We start from the raw sequence: 20,021 nt of genomic DNA, 5'->3' as shown, positions 1-20,021 counted from the left end.
CACCTCCGGAGGGCCGCCATCCCGCGCCGTTCACCCCATCACGGGCAGCGGATGACCTGGCCCGCGTATGAGAGGTTGCCGCCGAAGCCGAAGAGGAGCACCGGCGCGCCGGACGGGATGGCGCCGCGTTCGACGAGCTTGGAGAGGGCGAGCGGGATGCTCGCGGCCGAGGTGTTGCCGGACTCGGTGACGTCGGTGGCGATCACGGCGTTGACGGCGCCGATGCGGCGGGCGACGGGTTCGATGATCCGCAGGTTGGCCTGGTGGAGGACGACCGCGGCCAGCTCCTCCGGGGTGACCCCGGCCCGTTCGCAGACGGACCGGGCGATCGGCGGCAGCTGCGTGGTGGCCCACCGGTAGACGGACTGGCCCTCCTGGGCGAACCGGGAGGGGGTGCCCTCGATGCGCACGGCGTGCCCCATGTCCGGGACGGAGCCCCAGACCACCGGGCCGATACCGGGCTCCTCCGAGGCGGAGACGACCGCGGCGCCGGCGCCGTCGCCGACGAGGACGCACGTCGAGCGGTCGGTCCAGTCCACCACGTCCGTGAACTTCTCCACCCCGACGACCAGGGCGTTCGTCGCCGCGCCGGCGCGGATGGCGTGGTCGGCGGAGGCCAGGGCGTGGGTGAAGCCCGAGCAGACGACGTTGACGTCCATCACGGCCGGGGAGGTGAGCCCCAGCCGGGCCGCCACGCGGGCGGCCGTGTTCGGGCTGCGGTCGACGGCGGTGCAGGTGGCGACCAGGACGAGGTCGATGGCGGCCGGGTCGAGGCCGCTCGTGGCGAGGGCCTTGGCCGCGGCCTCGCCGGCCATCGCGGCCACGGTCTCGTCCGGTCCGGCGATCCGCCGCGTGTGGATGCCCACGCGGGAGCGGATCCACTCGTCGCTCGTGTCCACCATCGCCGCCAGCTCGTCGTTGGAGAGCACCTTGGCGGGCTGATAGTGACCGAGGGCGATGACGCGCGACCCGGACATCGGTGGTTCCTCCTGGGGCGAATGATCCGAACCCCCAGTGTTGACCGCGCCCGCCCCCGGAGCGATGAGCATTCCACCAACGTTCCGGCGGGATAACTGGCACAACCCACAGGAGAGCCCGTGGGGCCCGGCCTCCGGGTTCCTCCGGTCGGCCGGGCCCCACGGGTCCGGTGGTCGGCCGATGCCCGGCCCGGTGGCGGGCCCGGTGATCGGCGCGGCGGTCAGCGCAGGGAGAGCGCCGTCCGGATGGTGGTGAAGAGCTCGGTCTGGTCGGTCACGCCGAGGACGCGCTCCGCCAGCGGGCCCTGGGCCGCGATGCGGACCTCGGTGCCGGTGTGCTCCTGCGACTTGCCCGGGGTGTTGGTCGAGTAGTTGACCTTGAGCTGCTGCCCCTCGTCGGTGACGAGCGTCGAGGACAGGCCGGGCGGGGTGGCCTCCAGCGGCACGATCTGGCTGGTGTGCCCGTGGTCGGCGGTGGTGACGACCAGGGTGTCGGGGTGCTGGGCCGCGTAGGCGCGGGCGACCTTCACCGCGCGGTCCAGCGCGGCCGTCTCGCCGATCTGGCCGCACGGGTCGGCCGAGTGGTCGCGCTTGTCGATCGAAGCGCCCTCGACCTGGAGGAAGAAGCCCTTCTTGCCGCGCTGCTTCCGCTCCAGCAGCTGGAGCGCCTTCTTGGTCTGCTCCTCCAGGGTGGGCGTGCCGGCGGTGCGCTCCGGGTTGTTCGTCACGCAGCGCTGCGGCGCGGTGCCGCCCTGGGCGGCGGGCTTGCCGGTCCACTCGACCGGGACGTTGCCGGGGGCGAACAGGCCGAGCACGGGCTTGCCGGACCGCGCCTTGCCGAGGCCCTTGGCGTCGGTGACGACCTGGTAGCCGAGCTTCTGGGCCTGCTCGGTGACGGTCAGCCCCTTGTAGCGGCCCTCGGTGATCTTCTGGTCGAAGCGCTGCTTGCCGCCGCCGAGGAGGACGTCCACCTTGTGGTCGACGCTCTGCTCGGCGATCGAGCCGGGGCCGCCCTTGGCGATCCGGTCGCTCGGGCACGCCTTCATGTCGGCCGGGCCCTGGCAGCTGCGGTCGGTGGCGTGCGAGGCGAGGACGGCCGGGGTGGCGTCGGTGAGCTCCGCGGTGGTGACGCTGCCGGTGGCGAGCCCGTTGCGCTGGGCGAGCTCCAGGATCGTCGTCATCGGCTTGTCGGTGCCCGGCGTCTTGGATATCCGGCCGTTGACGGTCTTGTGGCCGGTCGCCCAGCCGGTGCCGCTCGCCGCCGAGTCGGTGACGTAGTCCGGCTTGCCGTTCTTGTCCACGGAGTAGGTGGTGTAGGCGCCGGTCATCGGGAACTTGTCCATGTTCAGCCGGCCCGCCGCGCCCACGGTGTAGTCCCGGGCGAGGGTGATCTCGGAGTCGCCCATGCCGTCACCGATGAGCAGGATGACGTTCTTGGCCTTCTTCGGGCCGTGGGCCTGGGCGGCGACGGCCGACTCGGCCGTCCGGTCCGTGCGGCCGGCGTCGGAGGCGGAGGCCGCGGCCGGCACCGCGACACCGGCGACGAGCAGTGCGGCGGCGCCCCAGGCGAGACGACGCCCGTACGGACGAGAACCCATGGTGTTTTCCTTCCTCGTGGGCCGGCGGTGTGCCCGGCCGGAGGAAGCTCACCAAGCGAGGGTGTACGGCAGTGCAATACGAGGTGAAGCCGGGGTCAGCGGGAGCTTTCGACCGTGGTGGGGATGATGGGGCTCGTGCTGCCGCCCGGTGCGGGTGCGGTGGTTCCCGTGGCCTCACCGGCACCGGCAGGGGCCCCGGGCGACGGGTCCTCCTTCATGGCCTTGGCCTCGCTCTTGAGGATGCGCGCGGACTTGCCGAGCGCACGCGCCATGTCGGGCAGCTTCTTCGAGCCGAAGAGCACGACGAGGACGAGCACCACGACGATGAGGTGCCAGGGTTCGAGGGCGTTGCGCAGCACGGCGGCCACCTGCTTTCTCTGCGTTGTCCGGCTCCGCGGTCTGCGGTCGTCCGCGGCCCGTCCACTTTACTTGCAGCCTTGCGCAAACGGGCAACCAGAGGTGACTTCCGCCCGTCTTTGGGGATGAGTCTTTGGGGGACCGTGGGGAAACGCCTTTGGGAGCGAGGGCGCGGAGGGGCTGGGGGGCTCGGAGATGGGCGGAGGGGGCGGCGGCCGGGAGCGGCGGCGCGGCCGGACGTTCGGCGGCGCGTCGCTGGCGCTGCTGATACTGCTGCTGGCCGCGGCCGGCTGGACGTACCTGCGGCTCGACGGCAACCTCGGCGTCTTCGACGCGGACGGCATCGCCCGGGACCGTCCCGGCTCCGCCGCCGGCGACAACGTCCTCGTCATAGGCTCCGACTCGCGCGCCGGCGGTAACCGGGACCTGGGCGGCGGCACCGGCCGCGTCGGCCGCTCGGACACGGCCTTCCTGCTGCACGTGTACGGGGACGGGGAGCGGGCCGCCGTCGTCTCCATCCCCCGGGACACCCTCGTCGAGATACCGCCCTGCCGGCTCCCCGACGGCAGTTGGACGGCCGCGCGGGACAGGGCGATGTTCAACTCGGCCTTCTCGGTCGGCGGTACGGCCGAGGGCAACCCCGCCTGCACCCAGAACACCGTGGAACGGCTCACCGGGCTGCGCGTGGACCACACCGTCGTCGTCGACTTCGCCGGTTTCGCCGCGCTGACCGACGCCGTGGGCGGCGTCGAGGTCTGCATGCCGCAGGACGTCTACGAGGGCGACCTCGACCCGAACCGCGGCAGCCGCGGCGACCTCCTCTTCACGAAGGGGCGGCAGACCGTGTCGGGGCGGAAGGCGCTGGACTACGTACGGGTGCGGCACGGGCTCGGCGACGGTTCCGACATCGGGCGCATCCGCCGCCAGCAGGCGTTCGTCGCCGCCCTGATCAAGAAGGTGCGGTCCCGGGGGCTCGATCCCACGGCGCTGCTGCCGCTGGCGGACGCCGCCACCAAATCCCTCACCGTGGACCCGGGGCTGGGCTCCGTGGAGAAGCTGGTGTCCTTCGCGCGGTCGCTCAAGGGCATCGACCAGGGCGACATCACGTTCGTGACGATGCCGTGGCGGTACGAGGGCGACCGGGTGGCGGTCGTCCAGCCGGAGGCGGACGCGCTGTGGGCGGCGCTGCGGGAGGACCGGGCGGTGGCGGGCGGAGGATCCGGCGGCTCCGCCGGGGACACCAAGGGGTCGGGGGACCGCAAGGGATCGGGGGACAGCAAGGGATCAAAGGGTGGCGAAGGCGCGGGCGTCCGGGTCTCGCTCGCCGACGCGACGCACACGGACGGGCCGGCCGCCCGCGCCGCCGCGCTCCTCCGGCGGCACGGCTACACGGTGACGGGCCCGCGCACGGTCGAGGCCGACGACGCGGGCACCACGGTGATCGAGTTCGGCCCGGGGCAGGCGGGCCGCGCCCGTACGCTGGCCCGGCTCTTCCCCGGGGCGTTCGTGCGGGGCACCGCCGATTCCGGTATTTCCGTCACCCTGGGGCGGGACTACGGCACGGCGGCGGACGGCACGGCGGCGGAGGGGACGGCGGCGGAGGGGACGGCGGCGGCGGACGCGTCGCGAGCGTCCACGGGCGTCTCCGCCATGCGCCCGGCGGCCGACAACCCCTGCCCCGGCCTGTCCTACGGGTGACATCGGGGTGACATCAGCGTGCGGAAGGAGATGCCTGGGGAACCGACTGCCCGAATGGCCCGTTGTTTCAGTGAACGCGGAGTAAGTTCGGGATTCCCATGAAATGCCGCCGCAGTGGCTGTCACCCGACCTGCCGCCGACGCATCCATCCGTAGTCATCCGTTCCGTACGCCCCTCCGAGGAGCACCGTCTATGTCCGCCACTCCCAGGGCCCTCCTCCGGCCCCTGCCGGCCCTCTTCGCGGGGCTCGTCGCGGCGCTGCTGCTGGTGGCCGGCGGCGCGGCCCTCGCCCCGCCCGCCCACGCCGCCACCGGCCTGAACGAGGTCGCCGAGGGGCTCAAGAAGAGCCCGGTCTACGTCGACCCCCGGGCGTCCTCCCAGCTCTCGTCGGCCGACGCGGACGCCCTCGCCAAGAAGATCAAGGACGCGGGCAAGCCGGTGTTCGTCGCCGTGCTGCCGAACACGCCGGAGTTCCCGCGGTCGACCGTCCTGGGGGACCTGCGGGGGAAGGTCGGCGTCAGCGGCGTCTACGCCATCCGGCTCGGTGACAAGTTCAACGCCGGTGCCGACCGCGGCGTGATGTCCGGCAACGCCGTCGCCAACCTGCGCGACTCGGTCCGCCGCAACGACAACGCCAGCGCGAGCACCGAGCTCAACGCGTTCGTCGACGGCGCGATCAGGACCGCCCGGGGCCACGCCCCCGGCTCGTGGGGCGGCTCGGGCTCCGGGAGCGGCTCCACCGGCCTGATCGTCGTCGGCGCGATCGTCGTCGCCGGCGCGGGCGGCGCCTACGCGTTCTACCGGCGGGCGAAGAAGAAGCGCGAGGAGCGCGAGCGCGCCGAACTGGACGCCCTGCGCGTCGTCGTCGACGAGGACATCACCGCGTTCGGCGAGGAGCTCGACCGCCTCGACTTCTCACCGTCGGAGCCGGGCGCCACGGACGCCATGCGGCAGGACTACGAACAGGCCCTCGACGCGTACGAGGAGGCCAAGCGCCGGATCGCGGCCGCGACCAGGCCGCAGGAGGTCACGGCCGTGACCGAGGCCCTGGACAACGGCCGGTTCGCCCTCGCCACCCTCGCCGCCCGCCGCACCGGCGCGCCGCTGCCCGAGCGCCGGCTGCCCTGCTTCTTCGACCCGCGCCACGGCCCGTCCGTCGAGGACGTCCAATGGGCGCCCCCGGGCGGCGCGCCGCGTACCGTCCCGGCCTGCCGGGCCGACGCGACGCGCATCGCCGACGGCGAGGACCCCGTGTCCCGTACGGTCCAGACCGCCCAGGGCCCGCAGCCGTACTGGAACGCGGGACCCGCCTACGCCCCCTGGGCCGGCGGCTACTTCGGCGGCGGCATCCTGCCCGGCCTCCTCATGGGCACCATGCTCGGCAGCATGCTCAGCGGCCCCGCCTACGCGTCGGACTTCGGCGGCGTTCCCACGGACACCGGCCCCGAAGGGGGCGACTTCTCCGGCAGCGACTTCAACCCCGGGGACTTCGGCGGCGGCTGGGGCGACGGCGGCGGGGGAGACGGCGGTGGTTTCGGGGGCGGGGACTGGTGAGCGCGCCTTCCGGGCCCCCGCCCCCGCCCCCGTCCTGATCCCCGTCCCCGTCCCCCGCCCCGCTCATCCGCCGACCCGCCGCGCGTACCGGTTCCTGGCGACGGTGAGGGCCGCGCCGTACACGGTCAGGACGGTGGCGAGGAGGACGTACGACAGCGGCGGCAGGCCGGTCATGGCCAGGAGCGGGCCCAGCGGGGACAGCGGCAGGAGGAGGCCCACGACCGCCAGGGCGGTGGTGGCGAGGCGGACGGGGCCGGGGGGACGGCCCTCGGCCAGGTGCCGGCCGGAGCGCAGGACGAGCATGACCAACGCCTGGGTCAGCAGGTTCTCGGTGAACCACCCGGCGTGGAACGCCTCCTGGCCGCCGTCGTCCCCCAGCGACCGTACGGCGAAGGCCAGGACGCCGAACGTGGCGAGGTCGGCGGCGGCGTTGAGCAGGCCGAAGACCGTGACGAACCGCAGCAGGTCGCGCGGGCGCAGCCGGGTCGGCCGGCGCAGCGCGGCGGGGGCGGGACGGTCGAAGGCCAGGGCGAGCTGGGCCGCGTCGAAGAAAAGGTTCTGCACCAGCACCTGGGCGGGGAGCATCGGCAGGAACGGCAGGAGCAGCCCGGCCGCCAGCATGGCGATGACGTTCCCGAAGTTGGACGAGAGCGTGATCCGCAGGTAGGCGGCGATGTTGCCGGTGCTGCGCCGGCCCGCGGTCACCGCCCGGTCGAGGGCCGTGAGGTCCTTGGAGGCGAGGACGACGTCCGCCGCCTCGCGCGCGACGTCGACGCCCGCGCGGGGGCAGACACCGACGTCGGCGGCGTGCAGGGCGGCCAGGTCGTTGACCCCGTCGCCCAGGAAACCGGTGGTGCGGCCGTTCGCGCGCAGGGCGCGGACGATGCGGGCCTTGTGGTCGGGGGAGCAGCGCGCGAAGACCGTCGTCCGGCCGGCGAGCGCGGCCAGTTCGGCGTCGGTGAGGCCGTCGACGCGGTCGGCGGTCACCACCTCGCCCGGGTCCAGACCGAGGTCGCGGCAGACGCGGGCGGCCGTGCCCGGGTGGTCGCCGGTGAGGACCCGGACGGCGATGCCCCGGTCCGCGAGGACGGCCAGCGCCTCGGCGGCGGTGGGGGTGAGGGCGTCGTGCAGCGCGAGGAAGCCGGTGAACTCCAGGCCGTGTTCGTCGGCCGGGCCGTAGGGGCGGTGGCGGGACGGGCGCCCGGCGCGGGCCACGGCGAGCACGCGCAGTCCGTCCGCCGCCAGGTCCGCCGCCCGCCGCGCCAGGCGGTCGCGCTCCGCCGGTTCGAGGGCGCAGCGCTCCAGGACGTCCTCCGGGGCGCCCTTGACGACGAGGACGTGGACCCCCGCGAGGCCGAACCGGGGCTCGTCGGCGCGTCGGACGACGGCCGTGGACAGGGGGCGCCCGGGAGCGCAGGGGAGCGCGGCGATCCCCTCGTACTCCTCCTCGGCGGCCAGCAGGGCGTCGTCCCCCGCCGCGTCGAGGACGGCCTCGTCCAGGGCGTCGGGCAGCGGGAGTTCGGCGAGGTGCAGGGTCCACAGGGCGTTGACCGCCGCCCAGCGCAGCACCTCCTCGCCGTCGCGCCCGTGCCCGTCCTCGGCGTGGTGGAGGACGGGGCGGTCCTGGGTGAGGGTGCCCGTCTTGTCCACGCACAGCACGTCGACGGCGCCCAGGTCGTGGAGGGCGGGCAGGCGCCGCACGATCACCTCGCCGCCGCGGGCGAGACCGGCGGCGCCGCGCGCCAGCGCCGCCGTCACGACGACGGGCAGCATCTCGGGCGTCAGCCCGACCGCCACCGCCACGGCGAACGGCAGCGTCTCCATCCCGCGCCCGCGCAGCAGCGCGCTCGCGACCAGCACCAGGGGCGCGGTCAGCAGCATGAACCGGATCAGCGTCCAGGCGATGCCGTTGACGGACCGGTCGAACGGCGTGACCCGGCGCCCGCCCCTCCCGGCCGCCGCGCCCGGCAGCGCCCCGGAGAGCCGGGTCGCGGCCCCGGTCGCGACGACGACGCCGGTGGCGGTGCCGGAGAGGACGCTGCTGCCCTGGAAGCAGAGGTGGGCGGGGTCGGGGTCGTCGTATGCGCCGCCCGGGCCGCTTGTCCGGCGGCCGTCCGCGTACTCCGGACCGGGCGCCGGGCGGTGGGGGCCGTGACGGTGGAGCGCCGCTCCGTCGTCGTCCGCCGGGGTGCTCGCCCCGTCGGCCGGTACGAGGGTGAGGCGGCGCGCCGGTGACGGCGTCGTCCGGAGGCCGTCGGCCGCGCCTTCCAGGGCGGTGTGCGGGAGAGGGGTGCGCTCCGCCGGCGTCCGGCCGGGGAGGCGGGAGCGGCCGGCGGGACCGCCCGTCCGGTCGCGGTCGTCCGTTCCGTCGACGGGGTCGTCGGCGGCTCCCGCCGCGGCCGGGCCGCCGACGTCGCCCGCGTACGCGGCGGTGGACACCGGTCGGAGCGCGCCCGCCGCCAGGTCCCGGGCCCGCTTCTCCGCCGGCGTCGACTCGCCCGTCAGGACGGCCTCGTGGACCGTCAGACCGGTCGTGCGGAGCAGGCGCAGGTCGGCCGGGACGAGGTCGCCGGGGGAGAGGAGGACGACGTCGCCGGGGACGAGTTCGCCGACGGGCAGCTCCCGGTGGGCCGGGGGCGCGTCGGGCGCGGGGCGGCGGCGGACGGTTGCGGTGGTGGGGACGAGGTCGCGCAGCGCCGCCGCGGCGCGTTCCGCGCGGTGCTCGCCGACGGTCCTGAGGGCGCAGCTGACGGCGACGAGGACACTGATCACACAGGCGGTGCCCCAGGAGGCGACCGCGGCGGAGACCAGGCCGAGGCAGAGGAGGACGGCGGTGAACGGGTCGCGGAGGCCGTGCGCGAACCGCCGGACGGGCCCGGGCGGCCGGCGGCCGGGCAGGACGTTCTCGCCGGCGTCGGCCAGCCGGCGGGCGGCCTCGTCCTCGGTCAGTCCGCGCGGGCCGCTGCCCAGCTCCCGCAGCGCGTGAAGGGTGGAGCCGGCCTGGCCGACCTCAGGCGCCCAGGCCACGGAGGCGTCCGGAACCGGCGCCGGACCGGGACCGGGGCGCGGGTTCGGCCCGGCGGTCGGAGAGCTGGTCGACCATGAGGCGGACGATGGTCACCACGTGCGGGTCGTCCACCAGGTAGACCACCCGGCGGCCTTCGCGGCGGGACCGCACCAGCCCGGCGAGCTTGAGCTTCGCGAGGTGCTGGCTGATCGCGGGCAGCGCGCCGCCGACCCGTTCGGCCAGCCCGGTCACGTCGCTCTCGCCCTGGGCGAGGGCCCAGACGAGGTGCAGCCGGGCGGGGGAGGCCAGCAGCCCGAACGCGGCGGCGGCCTCGCCCAGCACGTCCGCCGACGGGTCGGCGGCGCTCCGTTCGACGGCCCCCTCGGGGCTCTCGAATCTGCCGACGCCTGCCGTCACTGTCGCTCTCCCGTCCCTGCCGGGCGTCGTCACGCCCGAGGAGAACAGTCTAGGCAGAGGGGCGGCCGGCTCCCCAGTACCCTCCGGGCGGCCGGGCTCAGGACAGCTTGCCGTCGTAGTCGGGGAGCTTGACCGTGAGTTCCGCGTGGCCGCCGGAGAGGTCGGTGGTGTTGTTGCCGATATTGGCGATGATCTTGTAGCCCTTGGCCTCGATCTTCGCGCGCTCGGCGGTCTTGTAGGCGCTGACGTCGCGGAAGAGGTCGGGGAGGCGGCGGACGGAAAGGCCGTCCACCGGGTAGCCGACGCGCTTGAGGTTGTCCTCCGTCAGGGAGCCCAGGAGGCGGGGGCGCGCGGTGACGAAGAAGACGGCGGCGCCGCGCTCGTGCGCGTACCGGACCAGCTCGCGGACGGGGGCGACGGCCGGCGTCGGGTACGTCCAGTGGAAGTCGGTCTCCAGCGAGGTGTTGTCGATGTCCAGGACCACGGCCTGCTTCTCGGTACGGGCCTGGGCGGTGCGCTCGCGGACGTACGGCGTCGCCCGGTCGACGGCGGCCTGCACGTCCCGCTGCCAGGCCGCGTAGTCGACGCCCTTGAGGCCGGCGGTGCCCGAGGTGTGCGCGGGAGAGGTGGTGGCCTGGGTGTCGTTCGTCGCGGGGGCGGCGGGGGCCGTCGTGGTCGTGCCCAGCGTGGCGAGGGCGGCGGCGGTCGCGGAGACGGCGACGGCCGTGCGACGGGCCCGGATCGATGCGGTCATGCCGGGAACGATCACGTTGTTGTGTGACGGGGGAGGAACGTGGGGTTGTCCGGGGGGTGATGGTTGGGTTCCGTGCGCGGGGTGGTGCGGTACGGGCGTGTGGTGCTGGATGCGGGTGCCGGTCGGCGCGCGGGCGGGCCGGCCGGCCGGTCGGGGAAGCCGCCTTGAGGCCGAGGTGCCGCCGTCCCCTCCACGGCGGCAGCCCCGCGTATTCCCTGCGGCTTCCCCGCAGGCCTGTGGGTCACCGGCGGGGTTCAGGCCGCCGGCGTCAGGCTCCCGCCCTCCGCGCCGAGCACGCGGGCGGCGACCCGCAGGGCGTCCTCGACGTGGCGGGTGCCCGTCGAGACGCACAGCGTGTACGCCAGGTCGTCGGCGCGCCGACGCGTCGCGGCGTCCGCCGCTCCGACGGCGGCCTGGGCCGTGTACCGCTCCACCAGTTGGTGCAGGACGGCTGGGTGGGCCATGAGCATGGGGGCGTCTCCTCGTTCCGGGGCCGTGGCGCCGTGGTCCGGCGGTGCTGCCATGGCACCACGGGTGGTCGCCAAGTGCCGGGTGGGACGGGGGAGTTCGTCAGCTGGGCGAGGGTACGTGACGCACTCGGTGTGACGCGCGCCGCCAGGCGCCGGGGACGGCCTCCGTGGGAGTCGCTCGTGGGAGTCACTCCAGCCGCTTGTCTCCCAGGCTCACCAGCAGGGCGCGCAGGGCCTCCGCGACGCGGTCGCATTCCTCGCGGCCGAGGGCGGAGAGGATCCGCTCGCCGTTCGCCGCGTGGAGGGCGATCAGCTCGTCCATGAGGCGGTAGCCGTGCTCGGTGAGGCGGATGCGGACCGTGCGGCGGTCGGCGGTGTCGCGGACGCGCTCCACCAGGCCCTTGGCCTCCATGCGGTCCACCCGGTTGGTGATCGCGCCCGAGGTGACCATGGTCGCGCTGGTGATGGCGCCCGCCGTCCGCTCGTAGGGCGGTCCGCAGCGGCGGAGGGTCGACAGGACGTCGAACTCCCAGACCTCCAGGTCGTGCTGGGCGAAGAACGCCTTGAGCTCCTTGTCGAGGAGACGTGAGAGGCGCTGTACCCGGCTGATCACCCCGGTCGGCCAGACGTCCACGTCGGGGCGCTCGCGCGCCCACTGCTCGATCACGCTGTCCACTGCGTCGATGGCCATGGATGTCTCTCCCTTGAAAATCTCAACGTTCAGATAGTTGACGTTCGCTGAAGTGCCGTGCTGTTATTTCAACGTTGAGATTATCAATGAGGGGAGAACGGCATGCAGACGACCACACCGGCACCGGTGGGCGGCGGCGCTGCGGGCGGAACGTCCGGCACAGCCCAGACGAGCGCCCGCGGAACCGCCGCCACGGGAGCAGCCGCCGGATCGAACGTCCGGGACCTGCTGCTCACCGCGCTGGCACCCGCCAGCTGGGCCACCGTCTACTCGGTGACCGCCGCGCTCCTCCCCGACAACCGCCCGATGCTCGCCGCCACCCTGCGCGCGCTGCCCGCCGGACTCGTCCTGCTGGCGTACAACCGCAAGCTGCCGCGCGGCTCGTGGTGGTGGAAGTCGACGGTGCTGGCGATCCTCAACTTCGGCGCCTTCCTCCCGCTGATCTTCTTCGCCGCCTACCGGCTCCCCGGCGGGGTGGCCGCCACGATCGGTGCCGTGCAGCCGCTGATGGTGGCCGGTTTCTCGCTCCTCGTCCTCCGGATCCGCACCTCGCCGCCCGTCCTGCTGGCGGCCGCCGCCGGGGTCGGGGGCGTGGCCCTGATGACGCTCACCGGCAGGGCCGCCCTCGACCCGGCGGGTGTCGCGGCGGCCCTGCTCGCGGTGGGACTGATCGCCCTGTCCATCGTGCTCACCAAGAAGTGGGGCAGCGGTGAGAGCCCCCTGGTCATGACCGGCTGGCAGCTCACCATCGCCGGTGTGCTCCTGACGCCCTTCACACTGCTGGGCGAGGGCCTTCCGGCGCATCTGACCGGTGCCAACATCGCCGGCTACGCCTACATCGGCGTCGTGGCCACCGCCGCCGCCTACCCCCTCTTCTTCCGCGGCATCGGACGGCTCGCCCCGACCTCGGTCTCCCTGCTCAGCCTCGTCGGCCCGCCGGTCGCCGCGGTCATCGGCGTGGTGGCGATGGACCAGACCCTCACCGCCTGGCAGGTCGCCGGACTCGTCGTCGCCCTCGCGGCGGTGGTCGCCGGCCAGACGCTCGGCCGCAAGAGCTGACCGGAGGAGCGATGAAGGCAGGCGAAGGCAGGCGACGACGCGGCCTTGGCCGGCAGGAGGCTCCGGCAGGACGGCCCGCAGGTCCGACGGACCGGCGGGCCGCCGCCGTGCCGGGGCTCCGGCGGACCGGAACGCCGCCACCGCGCCCGCCGGCACGGCCGCCGTGTCACGACCGCCGTGCCGCGCCGCGCCGCAAAGCCGGGGCCCACGCCCGTCAGGAAGCGGTACGCGCCCCGGCTTCCTCCCGCACCTCTCCCGCACGCGTCCCCACCCGGCCCGCCACCCCCAGCGGCACCACCGCCGCCACGGCCAGCAGCCCTCCCAGCCACAGGGCGGCGGGCACCGACACCGCGTCCACCGCCCGGCCGCCGAGCAGCGCGCCCAGGGCGATGGCCACGTTGAACACCGCCACGAACAGCGCGGACACCGTCTCCCCGGCCTCCGGCGCGACGGCGGACAGCCAGGTCTGCGTACCGACCGAGACGCCCCCGTACGCGAGCCCCCACACCACGAGCAGCACGGCCGCCCCCGCCGTCCCGCCGGCCGTCAGGGACACGGCGGGTATCACCGCCCCCAGGGTCACCGCGATCACCGCCAGTACGCGGCGCGGACGCCGTACGGCCGCCGTGCCGGCCAGGAAGTTGCCGGCCACGCCCGCGACGCCGTACGCGAGCATGAGACCGCCGACCGTCCCGGCTCCGGTGCCCGGGATCCGTTCCAGCGCGGGGCGGACGAAGGTGTAGCCGGCGAAGTGGCCGCACACCAGCAGCAGGACGACCAGCAGCGCCGCGCGGACCCGGGGGGCGCGCAGCAGCGCCGGCAGGGCACGCGACGGCGCCGCGCCCCGGGGCGGCAGCGGCGGCAGGAGCGCCGTCAGGGCGACCGTCACCAGGAACGCCACCCCTCCCATCACGAGGAACGTGGCCCGCCAGCCGGCCCGGCCGCCCACCAACGTGCCCGCGGGAACGCCGAGTACGGAGGCCACGGCGATCCCGCTGAAGATCACCGAGGTGGCGCGCCCGGCGGCGCGGGACGGGACGAGCCGGGCGCCCAGCCCGGCCGCGATGGCCCACACACCGCCGATGCACACACCCACCAGCACCCGCAGCCCCAGCAGCACCTCGATCCCCGGCGCGGCGGCGGAAAGGAGATTGGCCGCGGTAAGCAGCGCCATCAGCGTCAGCAGCAGGACGCGCCGGTCCAGCCGCCCCGCGCACACCGTGAGGACGGGCGCGGCCGCGGCGGCCACCAGGCCGGGGAGCGTCATGGTCAGTCCCGCCGTCCCGTCCGACACCCCCAGCCCCGCCCCGATCGGGCTGAGCAGCCCGATGGGCAGCATCTCGGTGGTGACCACCGAGAACGTGCTCGCCGCCACGGCGGCCACGGCCGGCCACCCTCCCACGTTCCTGATCTTCGCCATGCCCCCAGCCTCCGCACGCGCCAGGCCGGGAACAACGGCCGGTCCCTCACCGCTCCATGAGCGGGACTCATCGATGAGGGCCACGGACGGCGGCGGAGGACGGTACCGCGCGGACCGAGGGAGACGTGAGGGAGACATGGTGGGCGGACTGGACCTGAGGGAGCTGGAGTGCTTCCTCGCCCTCGCCGACGAGCTGCACTTCGGCCGCGCGGGCGAGCGGCTGTTCGTCTCGCAGAGCAGGGTCAGCCAGCTGCTGCGCGCGCTGGAACGCCGCGTCGGCGCGCGCCTCGTCGACCGCACCAGCCGCCGCGTGGCCCTCACCCCCCTGGGTGAACGTTTCCTCGCCGACCTCCGCCCCGCCTACGACGCCCTCAGGAGCGCGGTCGGCGACGCGCGCGACGCGGCGCGCGGCGTCGAGGGCGTCCTGCGCGTCGGCTTCCAGGGCGTCGCCGGCCGTACGGTCATGGCGGCCGTGCACGCCTTCCGGGAGCGCCACCCCGGCTGCGAGATCGAGATCGCGGAGATCCCGCTCGCCGACCCGTTCGGGCCGGTGCGCCGGGGCGAGGTCGACACGGCCGTCGTCCTGCTGCCGGTCGCCGAGCCCGACCTGACGCTGGGGCCGGTCTTCTCCCGCGAGCAGCAGACGCTCGCGGTGTCCGTACGGCACCCGTTCGCGTCCCGCCGCCGCCTCGACGCCGAGGACCTCGCCGACTGCCCCCTCATCGCTCCCGCCGCCCCGGCCCCCGCCTACTGGCGGGACGCCCAGGCCCCGGCCGTCACCCCGGGCGGCCGGCCGGTCCCCGCGGGCCCGGCGGTGTCCACCCTCCAGGAGGGCATCACCCTGGCCGCCGCCGGCCGCGGCGGCATGCTGCTCTGCCGCCCGACCGGGACGTACCAGGGCCGCGACGACCTCGCGTTCGTCCCCGTCGACGGCCTCCCCCCGTCCGCCCTCGGCCTGATCCGCCACCGCGACGCGACGACGGCCCGGCTCCGCGCCTTCGGCACGGCGCTGGCGGGGGCGGCGGAGGAGTGACCGCGGCGACTCCTCCGGCACACGCCCCGGTTCACCTCACCCCTCCCACGGCCACGCCGCGTCCCGGCCCGCCTCCAGCAGTGGGATCGCGCGGAAGGCCGCGTCGGTGAGGCCGCCGAAGGTGTGCCGGTCGCCGGTGCCCGAGGGGGCGTGGGCGGTGCGGTAGCCGGCGAGGTTCCAGGTGTAGACGGGGACGCGGGGCGGGACGGCGGAGGTGGCGTCGTAGGGGCCGCCGGGGGCCGTCTGCTCGTCGGTGACGATCACCACGCGGTCGTGTCCGGCGTAGTGCCGGCGCACGGCGTCCGCGGTGTTCGTGCCGCCCAGATTGCCGAACCGTTCCGTCGCCCGCAGCACCGAGTCGCCGGGGGCCAGCGGGATCCGGCGGCTCGTCGTGCCGAACTCCACCAGGTCGGCCGAGGCCGCCCGGAGGGCGAGGGCCGTGCCGAAGACCGCCGCGCTGTCCGCCCGGTTGAGCCGCGTCCGCTCGCTGATCCCGTCGAACATCGACCCCGACCGGTCGACCAGCACCAGCGTCCGGCCGTCCAGCGCCGGGACGTTGGCGAGCGAGTGGGACAGCGCGCGCTCCAGCGCGTCCGTCCAGCGCGCGGAACCGGTGTGCCGGTGGGCCGCCAGGTAGCGGAAGGGGAACTGCCGGGAGCGCGCCACCTCCGCCGGATCGGCGATCCGCGCGGCGACGGCGGCGGCGACCTCGTCCCCCACCCCGGCCTCGTCGAAGTTCCGCAGGTTGCGGACCAGCGCCATGGTGCCCATGGACGGGATGACGGCCTCCCAGGCCGCCCGGTCCAGCGGCCCCTGGAGCCAGCCGGCCAGCGCCTCCCACGTCATGCCCGCCGCGGCGAGCCGCTCGGCGCCGCCCGGGCCGGTGAGGACGGACCGCCGCTCCGCCGGCGGCACGGCCATCAGCTCCCGGTGCGCGGTGAGCACCGGGTCCGCGGCCGGCGGTATGGCGTCCTCCGGGTGGTGCCGGCGGTCCAGCGCGTAGCGGAACAGCTCCCCCTGCCACGGCTTGGCGGGATCCGGCGCGGGATGGACGAGGTTGAGCACGTCGCCGAAGCGGAAGCCCTTGCCCGCGGTGTCGTACTTGAGCAGCGCCCTGCCGTGGTACAGCCGGCGCACCGCGTCCGCCACGCCGCGCTTGACCGGCTTCGGCACCGCCCGCCCGTACCGCGACGTCCAGTAGCCCAGCATCTCGCCCGGCTCGTCCGGGCGGAGCAGGACGGACGCGACGACGCCCCGGTTGCCGTACGGGCCGGCCGCCGGCGCCGCCGCCCCGCCGGCCGCGAGCCGCGCGTGGACGAACTCCGCCGCGCCGACCAGGGACGCCGTGCGCACGCCGCCGTCCGCGCGCAGCCAGCCCAGCAGCCGCGCCGTCCACTCGGGGTCCTCGACCGCCAGCCGGCGCACGAGACCGGCGAACCGGTCGTCGCGCCGCCCGCCGCCCTCGTAGAACGTGTCCTGGGCGACGGTGTCCGTGACGGCCAGCAGGAACAGCTCGCCGCGGGCCTCGCGCAGGTGCCCGGTGCCGCCCTGGTGGTTGACGGTCGTGGCGCCCGTCGTGGCGACGGGCGACGTGGCGGCCCCGCGGCGGCGCGCGCGGGCGTTGAAACGGGACATGAGAAGCGGATCCCCCCCTGGAGAGCCGGGCGAGGGCTCGTGGTGTGTGGCGGTCGGAGGGAGGCCGGACGACGGTCCGGGGCGTCCGAGATCGAATGGCCGCGGATCGCCCGCCAGGAGTGGGCAGCACGCCGCCCGCCCCGAGCCGACGGGACGGCGGCGTGCGGGAGTCGAACCCGAAGTAGCCGCGGACCGGCGCACCGGACGCCCCGGTGCCGCGCCCCCCCCGAGACCAGGTCCGGCCACGGCGTGTTCCGATGGAGAAGGAGCCGTGGCCCGCGCACCGGGAGGTGCGTATGCGGTGGTGCTCGCGCTCTCCCGAGATCAGGGGCGGGGACGGCACATGGCGCTCTGCCGCTGAGCTACCGGGGCCCTGGGCCCCGGACGGGATTCGAACCCGCGACCACCCGTACCCGAAACGAAGTAACCGTCCCCTGCGCACCGGGAGATGCGTAAGCGGTGTCCTCAACTGTGCCCGGGCGGACGGCGGGCGGCAACGGGTTTTCGCGCGGCGGGCCGGCCTCGACGGACGGTGTCTCCCTCCCCGTATCCGGCTCGGGCAGCAAGTGAATTACGCCGAGAATAAGGGGAGTCGGGTGAAGTGCGAGAGGTGCTGGCGGCCACGCGAATGCCCGGAGCGATCCCGAAAGCACGACGCGCTCCGCCATTTCCCCGGAACTTCACCGAAACCGTCCCCGATATCCGGATTCCGCTTCGCCGGCCCTTCCGCCGTGAACCCTGCCGACTTCCTCGGACGGCCGGATGCGTAAACTCGGTCGCCGTTTCCGGACGCGGATCCGGAACGGCATCACGGAACAATCGGGGGACACCTTGCTCAGCCAGTTCGCAGATCTCACCGCCGCGGCACCCCGCCGCGCCGCGCTCACCGCGGGGGCCGTCGTGGCCGCCCTGGCGCTGACCGCCTGCGGTTCGTCCGGCCACTCGTCCGACCGCTCGTCCGGCAAGGGGAAGCCCGGCGACGCCAAGGCGGACGCCGGGGCGGACGCCGGGGCCAAGGAACTCCCCGCCGGGCAGCCCAGCCCGGAGGAGCAGGAACTGGAGTCGGACAAAAAGAAGGGGAAGTTCGTCGTCACCGGTCAGAAGGTGGTGATGGGCAAGCCCGAGGACCTCCAAGGCGGTTCCGACGCCAAGAAGTTCGCGGGGAAGACCGTCGCCTTCGCCTATCTGAAGGCCAGGCTGGCCGACGCCGACGCCCCCATGAGGCCGCCGATGATGACCACCGACATCGGCACCCTGGTGCAGGGCGGAGAGCCGGGCCGTCCGCTCATCACCATCGGGCAGCTCCCGGGGACGCCGTCCGACTGCGAGAGCGCCGATTACGGCAAGGCGTGGAAGAAGGGCGAGGAGCGCACCTTCTGCCAGGCGTTCGTGGTGCCGCAGGGGAAGAAGGTCACCCACATCACCTACCGGCGGGGCTTCTACAAGGAGCCCCTGAAGTGGGTCCTCCCCAAGTAGCCGCACGACGCGCGACGGGTGCGCGGCCGCCGGGGCGCCCGCTCCACGGCGCGCACCCGTTCCCGTACGCCCGCGCCTTGCGGACGCCCATGACGACGAGGGGCCCGGCCGGAGATCCGGCCGGGCCCCTCGGGTTCCCGTGTGCCACCGCACGCCGGTGCGACGCGTCGAGCGCCCCGCCGACGGTGGACGAGGAGGGAGACCTTACGCCTTCTTGGTCTCCCAGAAGATACGGTCGATCTCGGCGATGAGCTCCAGCGCCTTCTCGCCCGTCTTCGGGTCGGTCGACGCCTTGGCGGCGCTCAGCGCCTTCAGGGTGTCATTGACCAGCTGGTGCAACTGGGGGTACTTCTCGAAGTGCGGCGCCTTGAAGTAGTCGCTCCACAGCACCGAGACGTGGTGCTTGGCGAGCTCCGCGCGCTGCTCCTTGATGATCGTGGCGCGGGCACGGAAGTGGGGGTCCTCGTTGGCCTGGTACTTCTCCTGGACGGCCTTGACCGATTCCGCCTCGATGCGGGCCTGGGCCGGGTCGTACACGCCGCAGGGCAGGTCGCAGTGGGCGCTGACCTTCACCTTGGGGGCGAACAGGCGGGAAAGCATAGTGGTGCTGTCCTTCCTCGTGATCGTCTTCTCAGGTGCGAGATTACTCGGTGCGGGAAGGCTTTTCCCGGGTACCCCGTGGGGCTTAGGGCGAAAGACCGGTGTCAGGCTGGGACCGGACGGAGAAGGACGGGAGTGAGGAGCCGAGGTGCAGGAGCGACTGGACGAGCCCGCGTACGGGCTGGACCGCGAGCGTCGCGGACTGCTGCGGATCGGGCTGGCCGAGGTCTACAACCCGTCGATGGTCCCGACGCTGAACCCGGGCGACCAGCTGGTGGTGCAGTACGGCGCGAGCGTGCGCCCGGGGGACGTGGTGGTGCTGCGGCACCCGTTCCGGCAGGACCTGCTGATCGTCAAGCGCGCGGTCGAGCGGCGCGACGGCGGCTGGTGGGTCACCGGGGACAACCCCCTGGTCGAGAACGACAGCCGGGAGTTCGGCGCGGTGCCGGACGAGCTCGTCGTGGCCCGCGCCTGGGTGCGGCTGCGCCCGCTGCCGCAGGCGGGTCAGCGGTCGGCGGGCGCGCTGCTCTCCTGGGCGGCCTCGGCCGTCCGGCCGGTGCGCTCCGCCGGGCTGCTGGGGCTGCCGCTCTCGCGCCGCTTGCGGGCCCGGTAGGCGGCGACGTTGGCGCGGGTGGCGCAGCGGTCGGAGCAATAGCGGCGGGAGCGGTTGGTGGAGGTGTCGAGGTAGGCGTTGCGGCACGGCGGGGCCTGGCAGATGCCGAGCCGGTCCACGCCCGCCCCGGTGAGGTGGACGGCGAGGCCCATGCAGGCCGTCGCCGTGTAGCCGGCCGCCGAGTTCGCGGCGTGGTCGGCGATGTGCAGGTGCCAGTCCGGGCGGCCGGCCTCGTCGCGCTGCTGGTGGCCGGAGATCTGCGGGCTGACGGGGAACTCCATCAGCAGCGCGTTGAGCAGGTCCACGGCCCGTACCTCGTCGCCCTCGGCCGCCGCCTCGAAGACCGCGCGCAGCCGCGTCCGGACGCCGCGCAGCCGGGTGACGTCGCCGTCGGTGAGCCTGCGCGCCATCTGCGAGCCGGGGCCGAACATCTCCCGGGCGCCGTCGAGCGAGGTGAGCGTGTCGGTGCCGCGCGCGGGCGCCTCGGTGTTGACCAGCCGGACGGCGTAGTCCGCGTAGGAGGCCAGTTCCACGGGGGGTCCTTCGGTGGTCGGCCCGGGGCCGGGCCCCGATGGGTAATGGATGTCTATGCAACGAGGCTATTACAGCGTACGACGGGCGGGTGGGCGGGACGCGCTTTCCGGCCACGTACGCCGTAGGCG

Annotated in this window: 18 protein-coding genes; 6 read left to right on the top strand and 12 right to left on the bottom strand. The window is 74.6% G+C overall.

Translation table 11 applies throughout. From position 1 onward, the window contains the following. Positions 1-38 precede the first annotated feature (38 nt). The 3 genes from K7I03_RS10585 to tatA all read right to left on the bottom strand — a co-directional run bounded on the left by K7I03_RS10585 (position 39) and on the right by tatA (position 2,934). The gene (locus tag K7I03_RS10585; RefSeq protein ID WP_185940246.1) at positions 39-977 is read right to left on the bottom strand and encodes a beta-ketoacyl-ACP synthase III; all 939 of its coding nucleotides are present in this window, start codon (positions 975-977) and stop codon (positions 39-41) included. Between the two features lie 221 nt (positions 978-1,198). Beyond that, positions 1,199-2,575 carry an alkaline phosphatase gene (locus K7I03_RS10580; RefSeq protein WP_185940245.1) on the bottom strand — a complete coding sequence of 459 codons (1,377 nt, stop codon included), beginning with the start codon at positions 2,573-2,575 and terminating at the stop codon, positions 1,199-1,201. Positions 2,576-2,670: 95 nt separating this feature from the next. Next, a complete protein-coding gene (gene tatA / locus K7I03_RS10575) occupies positions 2,671-2,934 on the bottom strand; it encodes a Sec-independent protein translocase subunit TatA (protein WP_185940244.1) in 264 nt (87 codons plus the stop codon). Between the two features lie 193 nt (positions 2,935-3,127). On the opposite strand from tatA, the gene K7I03_RS10570 reads away from it, so the two are divergent. Further along, positions 3,128-4,630: an LCP family protein gene (locus K7I03_RS10570; RefSeq protein ID WP_185940243.1), complete on the top strand. Its 1,503-nt coding sequence runs from the start codon at positions 3,128-3,130 to the stop codon at positions 4,628-4,630. Between the two features lie 192 nt (positions 4,631-4,822). Beyond that, the gene (locus tag K7I03_RS10565) at positions 4,823-6,184 is read left to right on the top strand and encodes a hypothetical protein (protein ID WP_185940242.1); all 1,362 of its coding nucleotides are present in this window, start codon (positions 4,823-4,825) and stop codon (positions 6,182-6,184) included. A gap of 63 nt (positions 6,185-6,247) precedes the next feature. On the opposite strand, the gene K7I03_RS10560 is transcribed toward K7I03_RS10565, so the two are convergent. The 5 genes from K7I03_RS10560 to K7I03_RS10540 all read right to left on the bottom strand — a co-directional run bounded on the left by K7I03_RS10560 (position 6,248) and on the right by K7I03_RS10540 (position 11,523). Then, complete coding sequence (locus K7I03_RS10560) at positions 6,248-9,211, bottom strand: HAD-IC family P-type ATPase (RefSeq protein WP_224346987.1); 2,964 nt, start codon at positions 9,209-9,211, stop codon at positions 6,248-6,250. Then, the gene (locus K7I03_RS10555) at positions 9,195-9,608 is read right to left on the bottom strand and encodes an ArsR/SmtB family transcription factor (protein WP_185940241.1); all 414 of its coding nucleotides are present in this window, start codon (positions 9,606-9,608) and stop codon (positions 9,195-9,197) included. The genes K7I03_RS10560 and K7I03_RS10555 overlap by 17 nt, the downstream gene beginning before the upstream one ends. Before the next feature lie 97 nt (positions 9,609-9,705). Continuing rightward, a complete protein-coding gene (locus tag K7I03_RS10550; protein ID WP_185940240.1) occupies positions 9,706-10,362 on the bottom strand; it encodes an HAD family acid phosphatase in 657 nt (218 codons plus the stop codon). Positions 10,363-10,616: 254 nt separating this feature from the next. Continuing rightward, a complete protein-coding gene (locus K7I03_RS10545) occupies positions 10,617-10,886 on the bottom strand; it encodes a DUF5133 domain-containing protein (protein WP_224346986.1) in 270 nt (89 codons plus the stop codon). Between the two features lie 133 nt (positions 10,887-11,019). After that, positions 11,020-11,523 (bottom strand): MarR family winged helix-turn-helix transcriptional regulator, encoded by a 504-nt coding sequence (locus tag K7I03_RS10540; RefSeq protein WP_185940239.1) that lies wholly within the window; start codon positions 11,521-11,523, stop codon positions 11,020-11,022. Positions 11,524-11,625: 102 nt separating this feature from the next. Between K7I03_RS10540 and K7I03_RS10535 the strand changes: the two genes are divergently transcribed. Beyond that, the gene (locus K7I03_RS10535; RefSeq protein ID WP_185940238.1) at positions 11,626-12,582 is read left to right on the top strand and encodes an EamA family transporter; all 957 of its coding nucleotides are present in this window, start codon (positions 11,626-11,628) and stop codon (positions 12,580-12,582) included. Between the two features lie 214 nt (positions 12,583-12,796). Here the strand turns inward: K7I03_RS10535 and K7I03_RS10530 are convergent, their stop codons facing one another. Continuing rightward, positions 12,797-14,002 (bottom strand): MFS transporter, encoded by a 1,206-nt coding sequence (locus K7I03_RS10530; RefSeq protein WP_224346985.1) that lies wholly within the window; start codon positions 14,000-14,002, stop codon positions 12,797-12,799. 136 nt (positions 14,003-14,138) lie between these two features. Here K7I03_RS10530 and K7I03_RS10525 point away from each other — a divergent pair, with 136 nt between their 5' ends. Then, complete coding sequence (locus tag K7I03_RS10525; RefSeq protein ID WP_185940236.1) at positions 14,139-15,035, top strand: LysR family transcriptional regulator; 897 nt, start codon at positions 14,139-14,141, stop codon at positions 15,033-15,035. Positions 15,036-15,071: 36 nt separating this feature from the next. Here the strand turns inward: K7I03_RS10525 and K7I03_RS10520 are convergent, their stop codons facing one another. Then, a complete protein-coding gene (locus K7I03_RS10520) occupies positions 15,072-16,670 on the bottom strand; it encodes a TROVE domain-containing protein (RefSeq protein WP_185940235.1) in 1,599 nt (532 codons plus the stop codon). A gap of 831 nt (positions 16,671-17,501) precedes the next feature. On the opposite strand from K7I03_RS10520, the gene K7I03_RS10515 reads away from it, so the two are divergent. Next, positions 17,502-18,146: a hypothetical protein gene (locus tag K7I03_RS10515; protein ID WP_185940234.1), complete on the top strand. Its 645-nt coding sequence runs from the start codon at positions 17,502-17,504 to the stop codon at positions 18,144-18,146. A 204-nt stretch (positions 18,147-18,350) separates the two neighbouring features. Here K7I03_RS10515 and sodN read toward each other — a convergent pair whose 3' ends face one another. Beyond that, positions 18,351-18,746 (bottom strand): superoxide dismutase, Ni, encoded by a 396-nt coding sequence (gene sodN, locus K7I03_RS10510; RefSeq protein ID WP_004937667.1) that lies wholly within the window; start codon positions 18,744-18,746, stop codon positions 18,351-18,353. Positions 18,747-18,894: 148 nt separating this feature from the next. Here sodN and sodX point away from each other — a divergent pair, with 148 nt between their 5' ends. After that, positions 18,895-19,359: a nickel-type superoxide dismutase maturation protease gene (sodX, locus tag K7I03_RS10505; RefSeq protein ID WP_185940233.1), complete on the top strand. Its 465-nt coding sequence runs from the start codon at positions 18,895-18,897 to the stop codon at positions 19,357-19,359. Here sodX and K7I03_RS10500 read toward each other — a convergent pair. Continuing rightward, positions 19,251-19,892 (bottom strand): CGNR zinc finger domain-containing protein, encoded by a 642-nt coding sequence (locus K7I03_RS10500; protein WP_185940232.1) that lies wholly within the window; start codon positions 19,890-19,892, stop codon positions 19,251-19,253. The two genes, sodX and K7I03_RS10500, sit on opposite strands and share 109 nt — an antisense overlap. Positions 19,893-20,021 lie beyond the last annotated feature (129 nt).

The sequence above is a fragment of the Streptomyces mobaraensis genome, assembly GCF_020099395.1.
Classification (GTDB): domain Bacteria; phylum Actinomycetota; class Actinomycetes; order Streptomycetales; family Streptomycetaceae; genus Streptomyces.
This window is presented reverse-complemented; position numbering and strand designations above follow the sequence as displayed.

Coding starts and splice junctions, on each gene's coding strand:
- K7I03_RS10585 (WP_185940246.1), bottom strand. CDS start 977: ATGTCCGGGTCGCGCGTCATCGCCCTCGGTCACTATCAGCCCGCCAAG.
- K7I03_RS10580 (WP_185940245.1), bottom strand. CDS start 2,575: ATGGGTTCTCGTCCGTACGGGCGTCGTCTCGCCTGGGGCGCCGCCGCA.
- K7I03_RS10570 (WP_185940243.1), top strand. CDS start 3,128: ATGGGCGGAGGGGGCGGCGGCCGGGAGCGGCGGCGCGGCCGGACGTTC.
- K7I03_RS10565 (WP_185940242.1), top strand. CDS start 4,823: ATGTCCGCCACTCCCAGGGCCCTCCTCCGGCCCCTGCCGGCCCTCTTC.
- K7I03_RS10550 (WP_185940240.1), bottom strand. CDS start 10,362: ATGACCGCATCGATCCGGGCCCGTCGCACGGCCGTCGCCGTCTCCGCG.
- K7I03_RS10545 (WP_224346986.1), bottom strand. CDS start 10,886: ATGGCAGCACCGCCGGACCACGGCGCCACGGCCCCGGAACGAGGAGAC.
- K7I03_RS10540 (WP_185940239.1), bottom strand. CDS start 11,523: ATGGCCATCGACGCAGTGGACAGCGTGATCGAGCAGTGGGCGCGCGAG.
- K7I03_RS10535 (WP_185940238.1), top strand. CDS start 11,626: ATGCAGACGACCACACCGGCACCGGTGGGCGGCGGCGCTGCGGGCGGA.
- K7I03_RS10530 (WP_224346985.1), bottom strand. CDS start 14,002: ATGGCGAAGATCAGGAACGTGGGAGGGTGGCCGGCCGTGGCCGCCGTG.
- K7I03_RS10525 (WP_185940236.1), top strand. CDS start 14,139: ATGGTGGGCGGACTGGACCTGAGGGAGCTGGAGTGCTTCCTCGCCCTC.
- K7I03_RS10520 (WP_185940235.1), bottom strand. CDS start 16,670: ATGTCCCGTTTCAACGCCCGCGCGCGCCGCCGCGGGGCCGCCACGTCG.
- sodN (WP_004937667.1), bottom strand. CDS start 18,746: ATGCTTTCCCGCCTGTTCGCCCCCAAGGTGAAGGTCAGCGCCCACTGC.